Source organism: Bifidobacterium platyrrhinorum (assembly GCF_010667645.1).
GTDB classification, from domain to species: domain Bacteria; phylum Actinomycetota; class Actinomycetes; order Actinomycetales; family Bifidobacteriaceae; genus Bifidobacterium; species Bifidobacterium platyrrhinorum.
Window position 1 is genome coordinate 276,655 of the sequence record NZ_WHZV01000002.1, and the last position, 16,819, is coordinate 293,473.

12 protein-coding genes and 3 tRNA genes are annotated in these 16,819 nt (G+C 69.1%); 13 read left to right on the forward strand and 2 right to left on the reverse strand.

The window, feature by feature from the left end; translation table 11 throughout:
• From GFD21_RS04390 to dapC, 12 genes are all read left to right on the forward strand, one after another.
• Complete coding sequence (locus GFD21_RS04390; RefSeq protein ID WP_163196719.1) at positions 1 to 1,389, forward strand: hypothetical protein; 1,389 nt, start codon at positions 1 to 3, stop codon at positions 1,387 to 1,389.
• 175 nt (positions 1,390 to 1,564) lie between these two features.
• On the forward strand, positions 1,565 to 1,858 hold the full coding sequence (gene groES / locus GFD21_RS04395; protein ID WP_034527158.1) for a co-chaperone GroES: 294 nt from the start codon (positions 1,565 to 1,567) through the stop codon (positions 1,856 to 1,858).
• A gap of 255 nt (positions 1,859 to 2,113) precedes the next feature.
• A complete protein-coding gene (locus GFD21_RS04400) occupies positions 2,114 to 3,100 on the forward strand; it encodes an AAA family ATPase (RefSeq protein ID WP_163196720.1) in 987 nt (328 codons plus the stop codon).
• 120 nt (positions 3,101 to 3,220) lie between these two features.
• On the forward strand, positions 3,221 to 7,771 hold the full coding sequence (locus tag GFD21_RS04405) for a transglutaminaseTgpA domain-containing protein (RefSeq protein WP_163196721.1): 4,551 nt from the start codon (positions 3,221 to 3,223) through the stop codon (positions 7,769 to 7,771).
• A gap of 214 nt (positions 7,772 to 7,985) precedes the next feature.
• Positions 7,986 to 8,067, forward strand: a tRNA-Tyr gene (locus tag GFD21_RS04410).
• Between the two features lies 1 nt (position 8,068).
• Positions 8,069 to 8,140: transfer RNA gene (locus GFD21_RS04415), tRNA-Thr, on the forward strand.
• Between the two features lie 4 nt (positions 8,141 to 8,144).
• Positions 8,145 to 8,218 (forward strand) — tRNA-Met (locus GFD21_RS04420).
• A gap of 55 nt (positions 8,219 to 8,273) precedes the next feature.
• On the forward strand, positions 8,274 to 8,441 hold the full coding sequence (gene rpmG / locus GFD21_RS04425; RefSeq protein WP_033508889.1) for a 50S ribosomal protein L33: 168 nt from the start codon (positions 8,274 to 8,276) through the stop codon (positions 8,439 to 8,441).
• Positions 8,442 to 8,505: 64 nt separating this feature from the next.
• Complete coding sequence (locus GFD21_RS04430; protein WP_163196722.1) at positions 8,506 to 9,759, forward strand: UDP-N-acetylmuramate dehydrogenase; 1,254 nt, start codon at positions 8,506 to 8,508, stop codon at positions 9,757 to 9,759.
• Positions 9,760 to 9,938: 179 nt separating this feature from the next.
• Positions 9,939 to 11,465, forward strand: coding sequence for an amino acid permease (locus GFD21_RS04435; RefSeq protein WP_163196723.1), 1,527 nt, complete (start codon positions 9,939 to 9,941; stop codon positions 11,463 to 11,465).
• Between the two features lie 233 nt (positions 11,466 to 11,698).
• Positions 11,699 to 12,022, forward strand: a complete 324-nt coding sequence (gene fdxA / locus GFD21_RS04440; protein ID WP_152233997.1) for a ferredoxin — start codon at positions 11,699 to 11,701, stop codon at positions 12,020 to 12,022.
• A 174-nt stretch (positions 12,023 to 12,196) separates the two neighbouring features.
• Positions 12,197 to 13,366 (forward strand): succinyldiaminopimelate transaminase, encoded by a 1,170-nt coding sequence (dapC, locus tag GFD21_RS04445; RefSeq protein WP_163196724.1) that lies wholly within the window; start codon positions 12,197 to 12,199, stop codon positions 13,364 to 13,366.
• Between the two features lie 29 nt (positions 13,367 to 13,395).
• On the opposite strand, the gene dinB is transcribed toward dapC, so the two are convergent.
• Complete coding sequence (gene dinB / locus GFD21_RS04450; RefSeq protein ID WP_163196725.1) at positions 13,396 to 14,727, reverse strand: DNA polymerase IV; 1,332 nt, start codon at positions 14,725 to 14,727, stop codon at positions 13,396 to 13,398.
• Positions 14,728 to 14,782: 55 nt separating this feature from the next.
• On the opposite strand from dinB, the gene GFD21_RS04455 reads away from it, so the two are divergent.
• Complete coding sequence (locus tag GFD21_RS04455; RefSeq protein ID WP_163196726.1) at positions 14,783 to 15,718, forward strand: EamA family transporter; 936 nt, start codon at positions 14,783 to 14,785, stop codon at positions 15,716 to 15,718.
• A 330-nt stretch (positions 15,719 to 16,048) separates the two neighbouring features.
• Here GFD21_RS04455 and GFD21_RS04460 read toward each other — a convergent pair.
• A partial coding sequence (locus GFD21_RS04460) for an integrase core domain-containing protein (protein WP_163196727.1) occupies positions 16,049 to 16,819 on the reverse strand: 771 nt, incomplete at its 5' end.

Here is a 16,819-nt window from a genome sequence, read left to right on the forward strand (position 1 = left end):
ATGGGTTACGAGCAGCTGAGCACGGTCATCGTGCTCATCATCGTACTCATCGGAATCGTGGTATGGCTGCCCATCCGCACGACCAACAGCATGAGGCATGTGGAGGAGCATCGCGAGGACCGATACTCCTCGTCGCTGCACCTGGTCGACGCAGACAGCGGGACGCGGTTCAGCGACGACACGACCTATGCGAAGGGGGTTTTGATGCAGCCGAACGAGAGGCGCGCGAACACGCTCAGCCCCGGGCGCATCGCCGAAGTGAGGCGGTTGCGCCGTGAAGCGGTCCGTCGCCGCCAGATCATCGTCATCTGCCTGGTCGTCGTCACCGTCGCCGTCGCCGCGGCGGCGTTCGCCCTTCACTTCAGCCCGTGGTTCGCGCTGATCCCGGCCGCGCTCGCCGGCGTGGTGCTCGCGCTGGGGGCGCGCGCCGCCGGCCAGGCCCGCGAATGGGAGCGCAAGGTCGCCCAGGCGCGTTCACGCGAACGCAAGGCGCGTCTCGCCCGGGCGAGGACCCAGGCCCGTACCGTCGACGCCAAGGCTTCGCGCGTCGAGGCCGAGGCCGCCCGTCTGCGTCCCGCCGTGTCCGAGGCGGACGAGCCGCCCGCCGGCGAGGACACCCCGACCGCCGAAATGGAGGGACGCGAGATCCGCCGCGTGCTGCGTCAGGCGCAGACCGAGCAGCGTCAGGCGCTGGCCGCGCGCGGCAAGCTGCCGTCCCGGGCCGCGGCCGACGCCGAGGTCGCCTCCGTCGAGGAGACGCCCGTATCCGCGCGGCCGTCCGTGGATATGTCCCCGGTCAAGTCCGCGGGGCCCGTCTCCGCCGAGGAGACGCCCGCCTCCACGCCGACATCCGCGTCCGCCGCCAAGGTCGCGACCGAGGTCGCGGCCGACGCCGACGCCACCGACGAACTGGCCGAGGTCCGTCCCGCCCGTGCGCTCGACGTGGTCGACATGGCCACCCCGTCGCCCGAACTCATCTCCTTCTCGCTGGGCGAGCCCCGCAACGTGGTCGAGGAGAAGCCCGCGCCGCCGGAAAGCCGCGAGATCAAGTCGATGCGTCAGGTCGCCAAGGCCACGCCCGTCGACGAGACCACCGAACGCGAACTGGCCGCCGAAGCCAAGGTGGAGACCGCTCCGGCGAAGTCCGATCCCAAGCCTTCCGGTGAGACCGACACCGCCGGTTCGACCGCCGCGAACGCGGATCCGGCCGATGCCGCGCACGACTCCAATGACGGCAGCGTCCTCGCCGCGGTGCCGGACGACGCCGGCGTCACCGACGTGGCCGCCTTCCACGAGTCCGAGGAGCAGGCCCGGGTCGCCGTGCCCGCCGCCACCTCCGATTCGCTCGGCAACGGACTGCAGGCCATTCTCGCCCGCCGCCAGTCCTGATCAGGCGGCCGGGCCGCTCCCGTTTCTCTCACAGCGTTAGCACTCGAGTTGGCAGAGTGCTAAAAAGCGCGCTACCATGTGAACCAGTGCTTGGGATCGCGCAAGTGATCGTCAGCCTCTTGGGCAGTCCTGGCGCGGACACATCGAACTAACGAGAAATACGAGGTGACCCACAGTGTCGATCAAGCTCACACCGCTGGAAGACAAGATCATCGTCAAGCAGGCCGAGGCCGAAACCCAGACCGCGTCCGGTCTGTACATCCCGGACAACGCCAAGGAGAAGCCGCAGCAGGGCGAAGTCCTGGCCGTCGGCCCGGGCCGTCGCGACGACAAGGGCGAGCGCATCCCGGTCGACGTCAAGGTCGGCGACAAGGTCCTGTACTCCAAGTACGGCGGCACCGAGGTGCACTACGAGGGTGAGGACTACCTCATCATCGGCGCCCGCGACGTGCTCGCCATCCTCGGCTGAGACCCGCGCCGGCATGGCGCGCATGCACGCGGCCGCCCCGCCGATCCGCGGCGCCGCGGACGCGCACCACGCCCCGAAATCATTGGAACCCCGTATCGCCTTCGGCGTACGGGGTTTCGTTTTATGCCCGCTCCGGTAGACTTCGCATCAACAGGCAACGACCGTTCTGGCCCGCGCGGGCCGCATGTGGGGAGGCATGCCACGCGCGCCGCAAGGACCGTGCGGTCACGGGGAACGCGAGGAAGCGAGGCGTCCATGGCGTCCGAACCATCATCCGCAGGGTCCGTGGCATCCACGGCGTCACGAATCTCCGCCCTGCCGACATGCATCGCCGAGGCATTGCACGACGCGCTGTCCTGCCCGCCGGATGTCATCGAACTCGCCGTCATCACCTTCGCGGCCGGCGGGCACCTGCTGCTCGAGGATGTGCCCGGCGTCGGCAAGACGACGCTCGCCCGCGCCCTCGCCCGAGCCATCGACGGCGACGTCAGCCGCATCCAATTCACGCCCGACATGCTGCCGGGCGACCTGACCGGCGTGAGCGTCTGGTCGCGGCGGGACGACCGGTTCGCATTCCATCCCGGGCCGTTGTTCGCCAACATCGTCATCGCCGACGAGATCAACCGCGCGAACCCGAAAACCCAATCCGCGATGCTCGAGGCGATGAACGAACGACAGGTGAGCGTCGACGGCGCCACCCACCCGCTGCCGGACCCGTATTTCGTCGTCGCCACGCAGAACCCCATCGAACTGGAGGGCACGTATCCACTGCCGGAAGCGCAGCTCGACCGGTTCATGACCTGCACCGCGTTCGGATATCCGAACGCCGACAGCGAGGCGGCGATGATCACCGCGCCCGACTGGTCCCATCCTCTTGACCGCGTCGACCGGGTGTGCCGCATCGAGGATGCGGCCGCCGTCCGCGAGGGCACGCGTCGTGTCGCCGTCTCGAAGCCCGTCGCCGACTACATCGTCGCGCTCGCCCGGGGCACGCGCCGCCATGACGGTGTGCGGTACGGCGCCTCGCCCCGCGCGAGCCTCGCGTTGGCGGCCATGGCCCGCGCCCGCGCCTTCATCGACGGCCGCGACTACGTGATCCCCGACGATGCCCGCATGCTCGCCGTGCCCGTGCTCGCACACCGCCTTGTGCTCGACGACGCGGGATTCGCCGGCGAATCCCTGGAACGGGCGCGCGCGATCATCGCGGACATCGTGCGCGCCACGACCGTGCCCCGAGCGTGATCAGCCATGTGCCGGTTCCGCGTCCGTTCGCCGTTCCCGCTTCGTCCGCCGCGCGGCGCGCGCCGGGTGCGTCGGGAACGGCGGGCACGTCCGCATTGGCATGGGATGATCCGCCCCGCCGTGTCCTGTCTGCTGCTCGTAGTGGCGGGCGCCGCCCTGTGCTATGCGGGGCTGTTGCTTGACGAGCGGACGCTGATGGCCGCGGTCATCGCCATCATGTCGATGATCGTGCTGTCGTTGGCCGTCGCCGTGGCGCAATGGGTGGCGGCCGGGAGCGCCGGATGGGAATCCCCGGCCGTCGGCGTGGTGGAGACGGCGAGCCGCACGGGCCGGGGAAGAGACATGTGCACCCGGATGGCGCGGTTGCTGCGGCCGTCCGATGTAACGGCGACGGCGCTGCACGAACGCATCGACCAGTACGGGAACGTCGTGGATCGATGGACGGGCGACCTGCCCCGCGAACGCGGCCTGTACCGCCGGGTCGGCACGATGCCGCGCTGGAGGTCTCCGTTCGGATTGTTCGTGGTGAGACGCCGCCTCGCGGCCGCCGGGGAGACACCGATCCTGCCCGAAACGGTGCAGGAGCCGTCGTCCGGGATCGGAGCGGCCGCCCGGGGGAAGGCCGCGGGCCTGTCGGATACGGAGGAATCCGGGGCCGTGCGCGCCTACGAACCGGGAGACCCGATCAAACGCATCTCATGGAGGCACAGCGCGCATCGCGGCAGGCTGATGACCCGCGAATCCGATGGCGACGACCGCGCCACCCTGCTGCTCGTGGTGAATGCGGACGGTGCGGACGGCGTCGATGCGCAACGGCTCGACGGGGCGGTCGCCACCCTGTTGCCATACGTGCGGGCGCGACGCGGAACGGATGTGATGGCCACCGACGGCGTGCGCGTGGCCGAAGGCACACAGGCCGTCACCCGTTTTCTGGCGGCTGTACGGCCTACGTGCGGAGTTTCGGATGCAAGCTGCGGTGGTTCGGCCGAAACGTGCGGAGTTTCGCCTGCAACGTGCGCAGTGTCGGTGGGAAACACCGTCCGCCGGCGTTCGGGCCCGGTGGAGGTACTGGTGTGCGATGCCAGTGATTCCAACGGTTTGGCACAATCCCTGCGGCGGTCGCATATCGGTGCGGCGGTGCGCATACTCGACCCCACTCCGCATGAACGGGTCGTGATCGCGCATGTTCCTCCCGAAACCGCGCACGTTGTCCCTGAAACTCCGCAGCTCGCATCCGAAACTCCGCACGTCACCCCCGCGCCGCCGCTCGTGACCTCCGTCATCCCCGTGGCACGCGTCGCCGCACCCCGCATCGTCGCCGCGGCGTCCCTGCTGGCGTATTTCGGCATCATGCTCAAGGGCCTGGCCGGACTTGTGGAACCCACGGGACTATGGGCATGGTTCGCCGCCGGTGCGCTCGCAATCGCGGCGCTTGCCTCGTCCGTGCCCGCGGCCTCCGTGCGCGCCGCCCTGATCCGCGTATCGGCCTACGCGCTCGCCGTCGGGATCGCCGCGTCCGTGGCGGTCCTGATCCGGCTGCACGGCATGGCACCCGTATCGACGTCCTCGAAGGCATCCCCGGCATCATCGTCGGCCGTGTCCTTCGCCGAGTCCCTGTCACGCGGATTCGACCGGCTCAACCGCCAACTGCCGCCCCTGAAGGTCGCGCCCGCCTCCGACGTCCTGCTCATCGTCGTCATCGCCGTTGTCGCCCTGCTCGTCCGTTGTCTTCTGCTGTGGCACCGGTCCGCGCCGTTCTTCGTCCTGCTTCCCGTCGCCGCGCTCGCCGCCGACTATGCGATGCTCGGGCACGTCGCCCCATGGTGGGCGGTCGCCCTGCTCGCCGCGGCCTTCCCGATGGGACTGTGGGCGGCCGGGGCGGAGCGGCCGTGCCGACCCACGGCGTCGCCGGCAAAGGCGATCCCGCGATCGGGATCGGGTGCCGCTGTGGCCCCTCGCCCCGCCACCCGCATCCTGCCCTCCGTCTGCGCCGCGCTCACGGTGATGGCCGTCACCCTGGCCGGCACGCCGGCCGCCGAGTCCCTCGCCTACCGCATTCCGCTGTCCATCGGCGAGGGCGGCGGCATGTTCTCGTCGAACACGGTCAGCCCGCTCATCGATCTCAAACGCAACATCTCGGCCGGTTCCGACTCCGTCGTGCTCAGCTATTCCTCCTACCGCCGCGTCTACCTGAAGATGACCACGCTCGACGAATTCGACGGCGACACCTGGGGGTACGGCAAGGACATCGCGCTCGACGCCGGCCTGTATGGTTCCGGCATCCGCCTCGGCCGCGATCAATCCGACGACCTCGACATGGACGAGCGCCGCGCCCCCGACCCGCTCACCCTCTACATGTGGATGCTCGGCTATGCCGGATACGACGTCGCCGGCGTCGACGAGAACACACTCGAACGGTTCATGGGATACGCGAAGGTCCACGTCGACACGCTCCGCAGCCGGTTCCTGCCCGTGCCCGGCAGCGCCACCGACATTGCCGGCGTCGGCTCCGACTGGCTGCGCTACCGCGACGGCAGCGTCTACAACCGCGTCAACGCCACCTCGGCGGACATGACATACACGGCATCCGGCACCTATCTCGAGCCCATCTCCTCGGCCGCCGGGTTCGCCGACCTCGACATCGTGCGCCGCGCCGGCGAGGACTTCGCGCAACGCCGGCGGGCCTCCGACGACCAGGTGGCCACCTGGATCGAGGCGCGGCGGTCCCTCGCCGGCTCCGGGCTCGGCGAGGTGCGCGACGGGTTCGCCGTCATCCGCGCCACCGTCGGCAAGGACGGCGTCGTGCGCGGTCCGCATGATTGGCGTCTCGGCAGGGTGAGCGTCTACCGCATGTCCCTCGACGGCGGTCGCGGCGGGGAGATCGGCGACGGGACGGCTTCGGATCATGGTTCGAGCGGCGGCGACGCGTGGGAGAACGGCTCGGAGACCACGATCGGCGCTCCCAGCGGCATCTCCTTCGACGACACCGTCGCCGCGCAGCTCGGCCTCGGCAAGGAGGGCACCGCCTACGGCTTCGACGCGGATGGCTCCACGGCGGTCATCGTCCTGCCGTTGCGCGACGTGTCCGACGAGGACGCCGCCACGGAATCCGGCTCCGGAGGCGTTTCCGGCGGCGCGAACGGTTGGTCGGGAAGCCTGCCCGACTGGGCGCGCACGGCGACCGGACTGATCACGCGGGAGGGGGCGTCCGTCGCCACCGTCGTGGACGCGGCGAACGCCTCCGATGACGGGCAGCGCATGATGCGGCGCCTCGACGACATGGTCCGCCGGTCGGACGACGACGCCCACGCCGGGCGGTACACGTCGCTGCCGAAGAGCCTGCCCGCCAACGTGCGCGCCGTCATCCGCCGCGCCCAGGCCGACGGCGTGCCGGTCACCGGCAAGGACTACGACGCCCAGGTGCGCGCCATGCGTTGGCTCGTCGGCTACTTCACCGCCAAGGACAACCGGTTCTCCTACTCGCTCGACGCGCCCGACGGCGACGGACGCTCCAACATGCAGGTCATCGACGACTTCCTCGACCCGAAGACCGGCCACAAAGGGTACTGCCAGCACTACGCCTCCGCGCTCGCCGTCCTGGGACGGGCGATGGGCGTGCCCACCCGCGTCGTGCTCGGCTACAACGCCGGCGCGTCCCCGCGCGGCGCCGACGGCTACTACCAGGTGCGGTCGCGCCAGTTGCACGCGTGGGTGGAGGCGTATCTCGACGGCGTCGGCTGGGTGCCGTTCGACGCGACGCCCGCCAGCGAGCAGAACGGCACGCTCGCCGCCGACGGGGCGTCCGCGTCCGGGGAGGATTCCTCGGATGCGGCGTCCGGGGCGGCGGAAGGCTCGCCGGACGCGTCCGGCATGCCGGCCGATGCGTCCGGCGGCGACTCCGGTTCGTCGGACGGCGCCGATGCGAAGACACAGACGAAGGATGGCGACGATGGTTCGAAGGACGGAAACGGCGGCGACGCCCGGCGCCCCGCCGGCGCGTCCGCTTCGACGGGCGCGGGTGCGTACGGCCCGTTCGACCCACGCCGGTGGGGCGCATGGTTCGTCGGTCTGACGCCGCCCGGACGCGTCGCGGCCGCTGCCGCGGGACTCGCGCTGCTCGCCGCGCTCGTCTTCGCGCCGCGCGCTTGGCGCGATCTGCGCCGTCGCCGCTGCCTCGCCATGGCCGTGCGGGCCGCCGCGTTCCCCGACGATGCCGCCGCCCGTTCGCGCGCTTGGCGCGAGGCGTGGTCTCTGATCCGGCGTGAGGGCCGTCGCCGCGGCGCCCGGTGGCGCGCCTGCGACACCGACATGATGATCGCCGACGCCATCGCCCGCGTCTGGAACGGGGATGCGCGGTCTGATGCGGGCGGGATGGATGGGGAGGTGTCCGATGACGTGGAGACGGGCATGACGATGGGCGTGGGCGTGGGCGTCGAGGGCGTCCGGAACGCGAACGCCGGGAACGCGGGCGCGGGACGCACCGGAGGAACGGCCGCCGAAGCGATCCGCGTCATCGCACGCAACGCGGCCGCGGCGGCCTTCGGAGGGAGCCCCGCCCCGGCGGCCGCCGTCGCGGAGTTGCTTGAACGCCTCCTTGCGGGTCGCGGGCCACGCCCCATCCGTTCGCGACACGCCGACGCCAAGCTTTCCGACGATGGTTCCGGAGCGTAAAACGGTGTGTGGAAGCCCCGGGAAACCGTTCGCGACACGCCGAAGGGCACGTTTGCCTCGAAAATGAATTTCCGTTGAAATTCCAACGTTTTCAGGCGGTGAAAAACGTCTCCAACGACGTGCTTCGCGAAGGCCGAGTTGCGCTCGCGAAAATCCCGTGGCATGATATGCGAGTTGCCTGACGAGGTCACCTCCTCGGCGGGAAACAGAGACTGGCGGATTTCCCAAGCGGTCAAAGGGAGCTGACTGTAAATCAGCCGCTTCGTGCTTCAGTGGTTCGAATCCACTATCCGCCACGCCCCGATAGCTCAGTGGTAGAGCACTTCCTTGGTAAGGAAGAGGTCGTGAGTCCAATTCTCACTCGGGGCTCTCTGGCGGGGTAGCTCAGCTGGCTAGAGCGTACGACTCATAATCGTAAGGTCAAGAGTTCGAGCCTCTTCCTCGCTACAAATCAGGCCCGTCATAAGACGGGCCTACGTTTAGAACTAGAGGTGAATGAACCATGGCTAAGTCCGCCGACATCCGTCCCGGCATCACGCTGGCATGCACCGAGTGCAAGGAGCGTAACTACATCACGACGAAGAACCGTCGCAACACGCCCGATCGCCTCGAGCTGAAGAAGTTCTGCGCCCGCTGCGGCAAGCAGACCGTGCACCGCGAGACCCGCTGAGCACGCTCGCAAGCTTTCAGGAAACCCGGCCGAAAGGCCGGGTTTTTGCGTAGGATAGGCAGTTATGACCAGCTTTGCAGACATCACCACGATCGGTGTGGGCGGCGAGATCGCCCGTTTCGTCGAACCGACCACGCGCGTCGGAGTCATCGAGGCCGTGGAGGAGGCGGACGAACACGGCCTGCCCCTGTGCGTGATCGGCGGCGGCTCGAACCTGCTCGTCGCGGACGGGCCGTTCGACGGGGTCGTCGTGCGTGACGCGCGCCGCCGCATCACCGTGCCGGACGAGGCGGCGCCCGTCGAAGGCGGGGACCGCACCGTGCACGTGAACGCCGAGGCGGGCGCGAACTGGGACGACTTCGTCGCTTTCACCGTCGAACTGGGGCTGGAGGGCGTCGAGGGCCTGTCCGGCATTCCCGGCACGGTCGGCGCGTCCGTCGTGCAGAACATCGGCGCCTACGGCCAGGAGGTCGCCACGTCGGTCGAATCGGTGGAGGTCTGGGACCGCGAGACGAAGACCACGCGCGATCTGACGCCCGCCGACCTGAGGTTCGGCTACCGCTCCTCCGCGCTCAAGTCGAGCATGTACGCCGCGCCGGCCACGCCCGCCGACCGGTTCTTCCCCACGCCCCGCTACGTGGTCCTGTCCGTCACGTTCGCATTGAGGCATTCCGCGACCGGCACGGTCGGCTTCGGGCAGCTCGCGAAGGCGCTCGGCGTCCAGGTGGGCGACCGCATGGCCACCACGGCCATCCGCGACGCCGTGCTGCGCGTGCGCGCCGCCAAGGGCATGCTCGAGGACCCCACGCGTTACGCCGGGGCCGCCATGGCCGGCACCAAGCGGGAGAGCAACGTCATCGCGGACCTGAAGCGTCTGGCGGACGCCGCCGACGGTGCCGCCGATGAATCCGGTCTGCCTGCGCCCGACCGGAACCGCCACAGCTGCGGCTCGTTCTTCATGAACCCGATTCTGCCCGCCGACCAGGCCGATTCCCTGCCCGAGGACGCCCCGCGGTTCGCCGCCACGCTGCCCGACGGCACGCCCGGCGTGAAGACCTCCGCCGCGTGGCTCATCGACCACGCCGGCTTCCACAAGGGGTTCGCGCTGCGCACCGCGGGGGCAGTCGGCGGCGGGGCGCCCGCGCCCGCGAGCCTGTCCACGCTGCACACGCTCGCCCTGACGAACCGGGGGAGCGCGACCGCCGCCGACGTGGCCGCCCTCGCCAAGGCGGTGCAGGCGGGCGTGAAGGAGGCGTTCGGCATCGCCCTCGTCCCCGAGCCGGTCTGCGTCGGGCTCGACCTGCGTCCCCGGGCGTGATCCCGCTGTGCGCGGGCGGCGCGTCTTTTCCCCTGATCCCCTCGATTTCCCGAAAAGCCCGCGCCGTCCCACCATACGGGCGAATCGCCCGAATATTTCGGTAAGGTCTTCGCTACGCCACACGGTCGTCATATACTGTCCCGTTGAACATCAACAGGAGAGCAGAAGGCCTTACCACTATGCAACTATTCCGCACGAAATCCGTTGAGCAGACCATCGCCGAGACCGGCGAAGAGGGTCGCAAGCTCAAGCGCAACCTCACCTGGTGGGATCTGTCCATCATGGGCGTCGCCGTGGCCGTCGGCGCCGGCATCTTCTCCGTGGGTGCGCAGGCCGCCGCGTTCCATGCCGGTCCGGCCGTCATCATCAGCTTCCTCATCGCCGGCATCGTGTGCGGCGCGGCCGTCATGTGCTACGCCGAGTTCGCCTCGATGATCCCGGTGGCGGGTTCCGCCTACACGTTCACGTACACCACCGTGGGCGAGATCATGGCGTGGGTCATCGGCTGGGACCTCATCCTGGAGATGCTCATGGCCGGTTCCGTGATCTCCAAGTACTGGGGCGTCTACCTCAACGACTTCATGCGCCTCATGGGCTGGAACGCGAACACCAACATCGTGGTCGGCTCGTTCCACGTGGACATCGCGCCGATCATCATCGTCGCGTTCTTCACCGTCCTGCTCGTGTTCGGCACCAAGATCGGCGCGCGTGTGGACGGCGCGATGACCGTGCTCAAGATCGCGATCGTGTTCTTCGTCGTGATCGTCGGCTTCTTCTACGTCAAGGCCTCCAACTTCACCCCGTTCATCCCGCCGAGCGAACCGGCGTCCTCCGTGCAGAGCTCCGCCGCCGTCTCCGGCGTGATGGGCCAGCCGCTGTGGCAGTGGGCCACCGGCATGGTCCCGTCCATCTACGGCGTGCCCGGCATCCTGTCCGGCGCGGCGCTCGTGTTCTTCGCGTTCATCGGCTTCGACGTGGTCGCCACCGCCTCCGAGGAGACCAAGGACCCGCACAAAAACGTGCCGCTGGGCATCGGCGTGGGCATGGCGCTCATCATCGTGATGTACATGCTCGTCGCCATCGTCACCACCGGCATGGTCTCCTACAAGGACCTCGCCAAGCAGGACAGCCCGTCGCTGGCCACCGCGTTCGAACTGGTCGGCGCCAACTGGGCGGCGAAGATCATCAGCTTCGGCATCGTGCTGGGCCTGGCCACCGTGGTCATGGTGCTGCTGCTCGGCCTGACCCGCATCGTGTTCGCCATGAGCCGCGACGGCCTGCTGCCGCGCGGCCTGTCCCGGACCGGCAAGCACGGCACGCCGGCCGGCCTGCAGATCGGCGTCGGCGTGGTCGTCGCGCTCGTCGCCGCCTTCTTCGACATCGGCGTCCTGTCCGACATGGTGAACATCGGCACGCTGTCCGCGTTCACGCTGGTCGCCATCTCCATCCCGATCATGCGCGCCAAGCGCCCCGACCTGCCCCGCGCGTTCAAGATCCCGGGCAACCCGTGGGTGCCGATCCTCATCGGCCTGGCCAACCTGTGGCTCATGCTCAACCTCACGGTGCTCACCTGGATCCGTTTCATCGTGTGGCTGATCGTCGGCTTCGCGATCTACTTCGGCTACAGCTACCGCCATGCCCGCCTCGGCACCGGCGACCTCACCGACCAGCTCTCCGCCGAAACCGACAAGGCGATCAATGGCTGACGCGTGAAGCGGACACCCCGGTGGGGTGTTCGTAGTGTCAGCCGAACGGCGACAGCCGTGAGGCAGTGGTGGGCCTTCGCGTAGCGAAGTCCGTAATCGCAGGGCCGAAGGAGACGCGTCAAACGGACAGTCCGGTGGACTGTCCGTAGGCTCAGCCTGAGCGAGGCCTGACACACCGTCAATACCGTCCTAGCGCGCGCCTATCCTTATATCAGCTGATTAAGGAGGATTCCATGCCATACGTTGTCGCTCAGCCTTGCGTGGACGTCAAGGACAAGGCCTGCGTGGACGAGTGCCCGGTCGACTGCATCTACGAGGGCTCCCGTTCCCTGTACATCAACCCGAATGAATGCGTCGACTGCGGCGCGTGCGAGCCGGTGTGCCCCACCGAGGCCATCTTCTACGAGGACGACCTGCCGGAGGAGTGGGCGTGGTACAAGGACGCCGCCGCCAACTTCTTCGCCGAGGTCGGCGATTTCGGCGGCGCCTCCGCCCACGGCCCGATCGGCAAGGATCCCGAGCAGGTCGCCGCGCTGCCTCCGCAGAACCAGGACTGACCGCCGAGGGCCGGTCGCCGGCCCGGTCGACGGGCCGGCCGGTCTCGGGCCGGCACGCTTCCGGCCCGGACCCCGGCCCGTTCGCGCGTCTCGATCCTCCCCTCGCCGAGGGGAGGATTTTTCATATCCGTTCTATCCTGTTCACAGACGTTCCAAGCAGAAAGGCGCATCGCCATGGGCTTCCACACCTACTCCTCGCCCTACGACTGGTCCCGCATCGCCGGCTACAAGGCCACGGCCAAGACCGTCGAGGGCGGCATGATCGACCTGTCGGTCGGATCCCCGGTCGACCCGGTCCCCGCCAGCGTGCGCGACGCGCTCGCCGCCGCATCCGATGCGGCGAACGCGCACGGCTATCCGGCGACCGTCGGCACCGCCGACCTGCGCGACGCGATCGACGGGTGGTTCCGCCACCTGCGCGGCGTGGACCTCAAGTCGGTGAACGCCGCCGTCGTGCCCACGGTCGGCTCGAAGGAAGGCGTCGCCCTGATGGCGTCGCTGCTGCACCTCGGCCCCGGCGACGTGGTCGTCCAGCCGAAGGTCTCCTACCCGACGTACGAGATCGGCACGCAGCTGGCCGGCGCCACCGTGCTCAAGGTCGACGACGTCGCCGACGTGGACTCGTGGGCCCATGTGCCGAACGTGAAGGCCGTGTGGGTCAACTCGCCGTGCAACCCCACCGGCGAGGTGACGGGCGCCGACTGGCTGGCCGGCATCGTCGCCGCGGCGCGCGCGATCGGCGCCGTCGTGCTGTCCGACGAATGCTACGCGCTGATGGACTGGCGTGGTTCGCGCTCGGCCGACTCGAACGAGCCGGCCGCGGCGGACGCGTTCAGCCTGTCCGCCACGCCGTGCGCGCTGAACCCGCAGGTGTGCGAGGGCAGCGCGGACGGCATCCTCGTGCTGTACTCCCTGTCCAAGCAAAGCAACATGGCCGGCTACCGCACCGCGCTCATCGCGGGCGACTACCGTCTCGTCACCGCCATGGCGGAATACCGCAAGCAGATCGGCCAGATCATCCCCGGGCCGGTACAGGCGGCCATGGCGGCGGGTCTGCGCGACGTCGAGGCGGTGCGCGTGCAGTGGCAGCGCTACCGCACGCGCCTGTCGAAGCTCGTCGCCGCCCTGCGTGCGTACGGGTATGACGCGGCGATGCCGTCCGGCGCGCTCTACGTGTGGGTGAAGGCCCGGTCCGGCGACTGCTGGGAGGACATGGCCGATCTCGCGAAGCTCGGCATCATCGCCAGCCCCGGCGAATTCTACGGCGCCCCCGACTCGCTCAGGTTCTCCGCCACCGCCACCGACGAGGCCATCGACGCCGCCTGCGCGCGTCTGACCGCCTGATCTCCCCGTTTCTCCCGCTACGCGCCGCCCTACGCGCCGAAGCGCGCCGCGCCGTCGCCGAACCGCCGACGCACCTCGTCCAACGCGCTTTCCGCACGGCGTTGCCGATCCGAAACGGTGCGGCTGTCGGCGCTCGTCGCCTCCTCGATCATGTCGTCGAGCGACGGTTGCACGGCCGTCGCGTCCGCCTCGGACAGGCCGCTCGCGCTCATCCCCGCCAGCCGGATGAGCTTCGGCAGCGGTGCGTCGGGAGAGACGCCGTCACCGGTTCCGCGGCCGTTCCGTCCGGTTCCGTTGCCCGGACGTGCGCCGGTGTCCGCCGTCATTCCCAGCATCTCGTGCAACAGCCGCACGCACGTCGGATACAACGCTCCCGCCGTGTCCACCGGGCGTTCCAGCGTCCGCGACTTCGTCCGGTAGCTCAGATCGGCGAACCGCAGCTTCACCGTCACCGTGCGCGCCACGAACCCCTTGCGCCGCAACGTTCCGGCCACCTCGTCGCACGCCTCCCGCAGCAGACGGCACACGACGCGCTGGTCGGTGGTGTCCTTGAGCAGCGTCTCCTCAGAACCGACCGACTTCTCCTCGCGCACCGGCGTGACCCTGCGGTTGTCGAGCCCGCGCGCGGCCCGCCACAATCCTCGCGCGGCCGCGGCCGAACCGGTCGCCCGCTCCAACGCGTCCGGGCTCATCGCGGCCAGGTCGGCCACCGAAGCCACACCCCACGCGTTGAGCCGTTTCTCCAGCGACGGCCCGATGCCGGGAATGCCGCGCAACGGCATCATCTGCACGAATTCCGCGGACCGGGCGGCGGGGATGAGCAGCATGCCGTTCGGTTTCGCGTTCGTCGAGGCCATCTTCGCCACGAGCTTGTTCGCCGCCACGCCAACCGAACAGGTCACATGGAACCGGCGCTCCACTTCGGCGCGGATCCACGCGCCGATCGCCGTGGGACGCTTCCACGCGAGCAACGCACCGGAGACGTCCATATAGCCCTCGTCCACCGAGACCTGCTCCACCTGGTCGGTCACGGCATGGAACACGCCGGTCATGATCTCGTGCGACACCGCACGGTAGTAGCGCATATCCACGGGCAGGAACACGCCGTCCGGGCACAGCTGCCGCGCACGGGCGGACGGCATCGCCGAATTGATGCCGTAGCGGCGCGCCTCGTAGCTCGCGGCGGACACCACGGAACGCGGACCCGTGCCGATGATCACCGGCTTGCCCCTGAGCTCCGGGTGCCGCGCCACCTCAAGCGAGGCGTAGAACGCATCCATGTCGATGTGCAGCACAGTGCATCCGGTCTCGTCGTGCCCCCAATCGCGTTTGGCGGCGGCCAGTCTCGGTGCGGTGCTCATACGGCCATTCTACGGTCGTGCGTGGCGTGCGCGAGGGGATATTACCGTGGGGAGTATGAAGAGAGCGGTTGTGCATGCGCTGAACCACGTGCCGGTGGTCGTCATCGTCGTTTGCGAGGCGATCGTCATCTACACGGCAACCGGCATCGCCAAGCTCGCATTCACCCAGCTCGACCCGCTGTACGCCGTCTGGTACCGGGTGGGGTTCATGGCCGTGCTGCTCCTGCTGTGGCGTCGTCCATGGGCCGCCGCGAAACGCGGGAGGCTGTTCCGCCGCGCGCTCCGCGACTGGGCGTGGGTGGTGCTGCTCGGCGTCTCCCTCGTGCTCATGAACACGATGTTCTACGTCGCCATCGGCAACATGGACATGGGCATCGCCGTCGCCATCGAATTCCTGGGGCCGTTGTCCGTGGCCGTGATCACCGGGCGCGGCTGGCGCGAACGGCTCGGCATCGCCGTCGCCGCCGCCGGCGTGGTGCTGCTCGCCGGCATCTCGCTCGCCGGGCCGGGCGGCGGGCGTTTCCTGATCGGATTGGTCGCGATTCTCATCGGCGGGTCGATGTGGGGCGTGTACATCGTCACCGGCCGCCATATCGCGTCCGGCGGCGATCCGCTCGACAACCTGTGCGTCGCCGTCACCATCGGCTGGATCGTGCAGTCGCTGTTCCTCGGCGCGCCCGCCGTCGCGCACCTGCTGCACCCCAAGGCGGGCGCCACGTGGGCGGCGGCGCCCGGAGGCCCTGCCAGGCTGTTCGCGCTGTTGTTCCTCATCTCGTTCCTCGCCTCCTTCGTGCCGTACGTCATCGAACAGGTGACGATGCGCCGCGTCACGCCGGCCGCGTTCTCCGTGATGCAATCCATCAACCCGGCCGTCGCCATCGCCGTGGGCCTGTTCCTGGGCGAAGTGCCGGGTGCGGGCGAGCTCGTCGGTGTCGTGCTGGTGATCATCGCCGTGATCGTCACCTTCTCCGGGGACGACGACCCCGTGTGAGGTTCCGGATGGGATGTTCCGTGTGGATGTTCCGTGTGGTCGGGCGTCGCGCCCGTGCGGAGGCCGATGATTCGGCCGGAGGATCCTCCCGACTGGATCCGTGCGTGGTTCGTCCGTGTGGATTCGTGTGGATCCGTGTGAGTTCGTGTGGATTCGTGCCACGGTTCGTCGTGGAGCCCCTGTCGGCAGGTACGGGGGCACAATAATGTGCCACGGATTGATTTTCGAGCTTATTTTCGATTACGGGGGCGCACGCCTTCCTTGTATTGTCTTGAGGCATACTTGACACATGTCTCGGGGCATGGTTGACGGGGTCTCCTGGGGCATGGTTTACATGTGTCTCGGGGCGTGGTTGACGCCGGGCAGGGGTTTGCGGCGTTGGTAGTCGCGGGTGATGTCGAGTGCCTGTTCGGCGAGGATCTCGCCGGTGGTGGTGTCGGTGACGGTGATGATGCCGTGGTCCACGCGCAGTTCCACGGTCCTGCCGGCGTTCTCCTTGCCGATGTTGATGGTGCGTCGCCGTCCGGCGATGCCTTTCTGCATGACGCAGCCGCGCGGGTCGGCCTTGTGCGTCCGGGCGGGGACGGTGACGTCGGCCGGCTCGCGCCTCGCCCGGCCGGCCGCGCCGTTCCTCCGACGCGTCCCCGACGGGCGGGCGGAGGTCCCGTCCCGTCGTTCCTCCCGGTCGCGTCTGGCCTGCTCGCGGGCGGCGATCTCGGGGTCGGGGCCGGCCTTGCCCAGCGCGTCGTACGCCTCTTTGGGGGTGCGCCGGTTCAACGCGCGGTGCGGGCGCTCCTCGTTGTACTCGCGCCGGAACTCGTCGAGCTGGGCGTTGAGGGCGTCGAGGTCCGCGGCCAAGGGGCGTGCGGCGAGCCACTGCTTGAGGGTGCGGTGCCAGCGCTCGATCTTGCCCTGCGTCTGGGGATGGTAGGGCCTGCCGTTCTTGCGGCGCACGCCCATCAGGGCGAGCGTGCGTTCGAACGATCCCGGCTCGGCCGAGTACATGCGGGTCGTGTACACGGTCCCGTTGTCGGTGAGCGTGGACGCGGGGATCCCGTACCGGGAACACGCCTTGCGGAACGACTCCTCGATCGTCCCCAT